4 protein-coding genes and 1 pseudogene are annotated in these 6,680 nt (G+C 41.2%); 2 read left to right on the top strand and 3 right to left on the bottom strand.

Annotated elements, in window-relative coordinates:
- Positions 1 to 11: 11 nt before the first annotated feature.
- Both C1642_RS10715 and C1642_RS10720 read right to left on the bottom strand, forming a co-directional pair.
- On the bottom strand, positions 12 to 1,334 hold the full coding sequence (locus C1642_RS10715) for an MFS transporter (RefSeq protein WP_103236308.1): 1,323 nt from the start codon (positions 1,332 to 1,334) through the stop codon (positions 12 to 14).
- A 221-nt stretch (positions 1,335 to 1,555) separates the two neighbouring features.
- Entirely contained in the window at positions 1,556 to 2,776 is a 1,221-nt protein-coding gene (locus tag C1642_RS10720; RefSeq protein WP_103236309.1) for an acyl-CoA dehydrogenase, read from the bottom strand.
- 245 nt (positions 2,777 to 3,021) lie between these two features.
- Here C1642_RS10720 and C1642_RS10725 point away from each other — a divergent pair, with 245 nt between their 5' ends.
- The gene (locus tag C1642_RS10725) at positions 3,022 to 3,969 is read left to right on the top strand and encodes a LysR substrate-binding domain-containing protein (RefSeq protein WP_016684952.1); all 948 of its coding nucleotides are present in this window, start codon (positions 3,022 to 3,024) and stop codon (positions 3,967 to 3,969) included.
- A 90-nt stretch (positions 3,970 to 4,059) separates the two neighbouring features.
- On the opposite strand, the pseudogene C1642_RS10730 reads toward C1642_RS10725, so the two are convergent.
- A pseudogene (locus C1642_RS10730) lies at positions 4,060 to 5,234 on the bottom strand (zinc-binding dehydrogenase).
- A 401-nt stretch (positions 5,235 to 5,635) separates the two neighbouring features.
- Here C1642_RS10730 and add point away from each other — a divergent pair.
- Positions 5,636 to 6,631 carry an adenosine deaminase gene (add, locus tag C1642_RS10735; RefSeq protein ID WP_032059990.1) on the top strand — a complete coding sequence of 332 codons (996 nt, stop codon included), beginning with the start codon at positions 5,636 to 5,638 and terminating at the stop codon, positions 6,629 to 6,631.
- Positions 6,632 to 6,680 lie beyond the last annotated feature (49 nt).

A 6,680-nucleotide genomic window follows, 5' to 3' on the forward strand; every position in this document is an offset into this window, starting at 1 on the left:
CCTGTCATTGTTTATGATTGTTTTTGCGGATCGTACTGACGATCTTTAATAAATAATCCCGGCAATACACCCGCAACAAAATACGCAGCGCCCATCACAATAAAGGCCATGGTAAACGTACCGCCCGATGCCAAGAATCCAATGGTGGCTGGTGCAATCGCTGCCCCGACACGACCAATGTTATAGGCACCGCCAATGGCTGTTCCACGCACGTCGGTTGAAAAACTTTCAGCCATATAGGTCGCGTTTACACCATATGGAATGCCATATAAGAAGCCAAAAGTGATCAATAAATACAAAATATTGTCAGGGGTATTGAAGAAAATAATGATTGGCAAGAACACAGCACTGGCAATTGTTCCAAACACAAAAACAGCACGGCGGTTAAACTTGTCAGCAAGATAACCCGCTAAAATTTTGCCTAAAATCATTGCAGTATATGAACCCACCATATAACTGGTTAAGTTTTTAAAGTTCATATGTACTTCTGTTTCTAAATAACTTGGCATCCAGTTGTTAATGCCGTAATAACCAAACTGTAAGAAGAATGCTGTGGTCATCCATAACAAAAACATTTTACGGTGCTTAAAGTTATTAAAGATTTGTTTGTAGATACTGCTACTTTTTGGCTTTTCAACTACTACTCTTTCTTTAGGCTGTCTGTTGCCTTGCAAGCTTTCAATTTTAGTGAGCTGCCAAGATTTTGGCTCTGGCACAAACCGTTGCAGGAAAATATTAACGAAAGCAGGTACTACGGTCAGAAAGAATAAAACGCGCCAGCCATAATCTGGAATAATTGCGCCAGCTAATAACGTTGCAGCAATATAACCTACGGTCTGGCCCGTCTGTAATGTGCCCAAGACCGTTGTACGGTAAGTCGTCGGCACATATTCAGCCATTAAGGTATTACAGGCCATATAGAGTGCTCCGATTCCCAAAGCACCAATAAAACGTAAAGCCATAAATTGCTCGAAGCTTTGCGTAAAGCCTAACAAACAAGTCGCTACAGAAAAGAAAGTCACCGAGTTGGCAATGGTTCGTACGCGACCAAACTTGTCACATGCCCAGCCACCCAAAATACCGCCAATCCCCATCCCTGCCAAAGAAGCACTACCTAAGGCACCTGCTTGAAAGGTACTTAAACCAAACTCTGCCTTTAAACTGGTCAAGCTATAAGACAGCAGCATAATATCAATGCCATCGACTACCATTGCAAAATAGGCAAATAACAACGCCCATTTCCATGTATTCGGTCCGATCTTTTCATATGTTCCAAGATTGCTTGGAAATGTATTTCTTAATTCTTTCGATATTACTTGAACGTCATTGTTCATCTTTTGTTCCTCATTTTCCCAAATGAGTCATCGGTAGCCTACTTATGTTTTCTGTATAACTTAATCTTCTATATTTTCATAATCTTACATTTAGTTTTAAGTACACAGAGGCACATCTTTACATGAGTATCCTTACGATGAATCTTGTCATTTTCCATAAATTTTTGCGTAAAAATCCCTAAAGGTGCTCCCGAAAGAACACCTCTATTTTTAAAAATGAGTTAGTTACTAAATGCGGCAATGCCAGTTTGTGCACGACCTAAAATCAAGGCATGAACGTCATGTGTACCCTCGTAGGTATTTACGACTTCAAGATTGACCAAATGGCGTGCCACACCAAACTCATCACTAATGCCGTTTCCACCCATCATGTCACGTGCCATGCGGGCAATATCAAGCGCCTTTCCACAGTTGTTACGCTTAATTAGAGATGTACCCTCAACTGATGCAATGCCTTCATCTTTCATGCGGCCAAAACGTAAAGCTGCCTGTAAACCCAAAGCAATTTCAGTTTGCATATCTGCCAGCTTCTTTTGAATCAATTGATTTGCAGCCAACGGGCGACCAAATTGTTTGCGGTCCATGGTGTATTGATGTGCTGTATGCCAACAGAACTCGGCAGCACCCATTGCACCCCATGCAATGCCATAACGAGCACTGTTTAGACAGGTAAATGGGCCTTTTAAGCCTCGAATTTCAGGGAATGCATTTTCTTCAGGTACAAAAACGTTATCCATCACGATTTCACCCGTAATCGAGGCACGTAAACCGACCTTGCCATGAATAGCTGGCGCAGATAGGCCTTCCCAGCCCTTTTCTAAAATGAAGCCGCGAATATCACCGACATTGCCTTCAGCAGAAACTTCTTTTGCCCAGACGACAAATACATCGGCAATCGGGCTATTGGTAATCCACATTTTTGCGCCAGTTAAACGGTAACCACCTTCAACTTTTTTAGCACGGGTAATCATACTGCCCGGATCTGAACCATGGTCAGGTTCGGTCAAACCAAAACAACCAATGTATTCACCAGTAGCCAGTTTAGGTAAGTACTTCTGCTTTTGCTCTTCAGTACCAAATTCATGAATCGGAACCATGACCAATGAGCTTTGCACGCTCGCCATAGAGCGGTAGCCCGAGTCGACATATTCAATTTCACGCGCAACCAAACCATAACTCACATAGTTCAAACCCGCGCCGCCATATTGCTCAGGAATGGTTGGGCCAAGTAAGCCAAGCTCTCCCATTTCACGGAAAATAGATGGATCTGTTGTTTCATGACGAAATTGTTCAAGTACACGTGGTTGCAAACGTTCTTGACAATAGGCATGAGCCGCATCACGAATCATGCGCTCATCTGGGCTAAGCTGTTGCTCAATTAAAAATGGGTCTTGCCAGTTAAATTGAACTCTTGCTTTTTTTGTTGTCACCATGTGATTCATCGCATCCTCTGCTTGATTTGATCTTCTTTATTTAACTCGATGTTATGCGTGAAAAATGCAGTAATCAAACGATAAATGTTCATGCAGATATGCGACTTACGCATATTTAAAATGGGTCGCATTAAATTTAACTATTTAATTCGTTGTATTTCATTAAAAATGGCTTATTTTTATACTAAACTCGGATATCTGCATTTGGGTCATATGCTGTTTTGAAATATGATGACAAATAAAAGGATTTATTTATGCGAAGAAGTATCCCGTCCATTCAGGGTCTAATTTGCTTTGAAAGTGCAGCAAAACATCTAAGTTATACCTATGCTGCGCAAGAGTTATGTATTACCCAAAGTGCAGTCTCGCGCCAAATTCAGCAATTAGAAGATTTCTTGGGCGTGGAACTCTTTATACGTACTCGGCATGGTGTTGAACTCACCATTGCAGGTCAGCAGTATTTTAAAAGCATCAAGCCCTACTTATTAGGACTAGAAAAATGTACGGCCGATGTGATTTCTCATAAAGGTTTAGGTGGAACATTAAAGTTAGGTGTAGTTCCTACCTTTGCAACGCGCTGGCTGTTACCCAAACTTCATCTTTTAAATCAAAAACACCCTGAAATTACGGTTCACTTAGAAACCAGTACTAAGCCCTTTTTATTTAATGACAATATTTTTGACGCTGCGATTTTTGCAGGCACGCAGCAGCAGATTGACCATTGGCCTGGCATACAAGCGCATTATTTAATGGATGAAGAAATTGTACCTGTGTGCTCGCCAAGGCTAATCGAAAAGTATTTTCCAGATGCGGTCATGATTAATGAAAATACCTATGATTTAAGCCCAGAAGATCTGCTGAAAATCCCCCTACTTCAACAAACCACTCGACCTAGCATTTGGCAAGAATGGTTTCTCACTCATCACATGCAGCACCCTAAGCCTTTTGATGGACAGCGCCATGAGTTATTTTCGATGCTTGCCGTTGCTGCCAGTCATGACATGGGAATGGCTTTAATTCCGCAAATGTTGATTGAGTCTGAACTACAAAAAAAAGAACTGGTGATTGTTTCCAATAAAAAACTAAAAGGCAGCCGAAAATACTATCTCATCCATTCAAGCCAAGACATAACCCCAACCATTCAAAAATTTGTTGAATGGATTTACCAAGAACTAGAACAACTAAAGACTAATACGAATTAGCTGAGCCACTTTGTGTGATCTATACGCATAAAAAAAGATTGTGATTAATCAAATCACAATCTTTTTAGTTGAGCATAAATGACTTTGAAATTAATGACTCATTAATTGAATATCTGAACCGCTACGTTTTGGGTCAATCAAGATTTTGGCGTGCTGTTCAGGGTCACGTAATGCCTCAAATGCCTTGGTAACACCCTCCAAACCAACAACACCGGTAATGAGTGGTGAACAGTTCACTTTACCTTCTGCAATCATGTGCAGCGCATCTCTAAACTCAAGCGGTGTATAACCCAACACAAACTGAATTTCTAGCTCTTTGTTAATCGCAAGTGCTGGTTCTATTTTGTCACTTTGCATGCACACGCCCACCCCGACAATTCGAGAAAACAGAGGTGCACCTTCAATAATTTGCTGCAAAACACCGGCACGCCGACGCACTCAAAAATAACAGGACGTTTTGGTAGAGCGCCCAATTTATCAATCATGCGCCATCCATGCCACCAAGGTAAGCGTGTCGCTTGCAACTTATCAAACAGCCCCATACCCATGTTAATGGCATCAGAAACATTGCCAAGCAAACCAAACTCCTTCCAGTTGGCAAATGGCGATGTCTCTTTAGGGTCTACCACAATATCTGCACCACATTGCTCGGCAAGCTTACGGCGGTTTGGTGAAAAGTCACTGGCAACTACAGTTTTCACCCCAGCTGCTTTAAGCATTAAAATGACACCTAACCCAACAGGACCACAACCAATCACAATCGCAGGTTCACTAGTTTTTACACGGCTACGGCGAACAGCATGCAATGCAACTGCCATTGGTTCAGTCATGGCAGCACTATCTGCATCTAGACCGTTGGGTACTTCAAACATCAAGCTTGATTGAGCCAATACTTGCTCGGCATAACCGCCCGAAGCATTTGGAGAAAGTCCCGTAGACAAATAACCATGCTGATCTACATTCAAAAGCGGCATTGCACAAACGAGTGTGTCGGCTTTAAATTTATGGCGTGTTTTTGGACCGTAGTCTAAAACCTTGCCGCAAAACTCATGCCCCAGTACAAATGGGTCTGTAGACTTCGCTAAACCATTAAACCCGACACGTGCAGCCAAATCATGCATGTGGTCGCAGTGATGCTGCATATGTAAATCTGAACCACAGATCCCGCATCGCACCACTTCCAATAAAACCTGCCCTTTTGCAGGTGTTAAGTTCGGTTGGTCTACTACTTGCAATGTTGCTTGATGACAAAGTACCGACTTCATTTGAGTGCTTCCTATTTCTTCTTTTTCAATTACTTGCCAGAAATAGATTTCTACAGATAAATTAATCGCTTTATCGGTTTGGTCTTTAGCAAGCCTTTATTCATCTTTACAAGTAAAAGGCAAAATACCAATGACCATTCTTCAGCCAATCCACTCTTAAAGAGTCAACAAAAAAAGGCTCAGCGAAATTAAAAACAATAAAAATCTTGGTGCTCGTATCTTACACAGACTGCGTTGTCTTCTTAGGCCAGAACAATGTCATCAAAATTAAAACTTATACAAATATAGTAAGTTCAAAAAACTCAACTCAACGCTTTTCACAAAAACATAGCAAAACCAAACTTTTATCAGCGCAACTAAACAGGCATGATAAATTAAGATGAACAGATAAGAAGAAAACTATGATTACAAAAACGCTCCCGCTTACAGATATACACCGCCACCTTGATGGCAACATTCGCATTCAAACTATTTTAGAATTGGGGCAACAATACAATTTAGATTTGCCTGCTTACGACATTGAATCTTTACGACCACACGTACAAGTGATGGATAACCAACCCGACTTATTAAGTTTTTTATCGAAGCTCGATTTGGGCGTAAAGGTATTAGCGAGCCTAGATGCCTGCAAACGTATTGCTTTTGAAAACATGCAGGATGCAGCACAGCAAGGCCTAGACTATGTAGAACTACGTTTTTCACCGGGTTACATGGGTATGACCCATCAACTTCCACTTGAAGGCGTAGTTGAAGCTGTGATTGCTGGAGTAAAAGAAGGCAGCCAAGCGTACGGCGTAAAAGCGAATTTAATTGGTATTATGAGTCGTACTTTTGGTCAGGAAGCCTGCGAAAAAGAATTAAATGCCCTACTTGCCCATAAAAATGATATTAAAGCGCTGGATCTTGCTGGAGATGAGCTTGGTTTTCCGGGCAATTTATTTATTGATCACTTTAAAAAAGCACGTGATGCAGGTTGGCACATTACCGTACATGCAGGCGAAGCTGCTGGTCCCGAAAGTATTTGGCAAGCCATTGAAGAATTAGGTGCTGAACGAATTGGACATGGTGTTAAAGCAGTTCAAGATTTAAAACTTCTAGATTATTTGGCTAAACATCAGATTGGTATTGAATCTTGTCTCACCTCAAATATTCAAACCAACACAGTGCCTTCTTTAGCAGAGCATCCATTAAAGACTTTTTTAGAACATGGTGTGCTTGCCACCATTAATACAGATGATCCAGCGGTAGAAGGCATTGAGATACAGCATGAATATTTAACTGCTGCCCCTTTAGCAGGATTAAGCCCTGAGCAAATTTATACAGCTCAAGAAAATGGACTTAAAATCGCATTTTTATCAGAACAAGAAAAAGATGAGTTAAGACAGAAATATCAATAGCAGAGAACAGAGAACAGAGAACAGAGAACAGAGAACAGAGAACAGAGAA

This window comes from Acinetobacter sp. AKBS16 (assembly GCF_002899995.1).
Lineage (GTDB): Bacteria > Pseudomonadota > Gammaproteobacteria > Pseudomonadales > Moraxellaceae > Acinetobacter > Acinetobacter baumannii.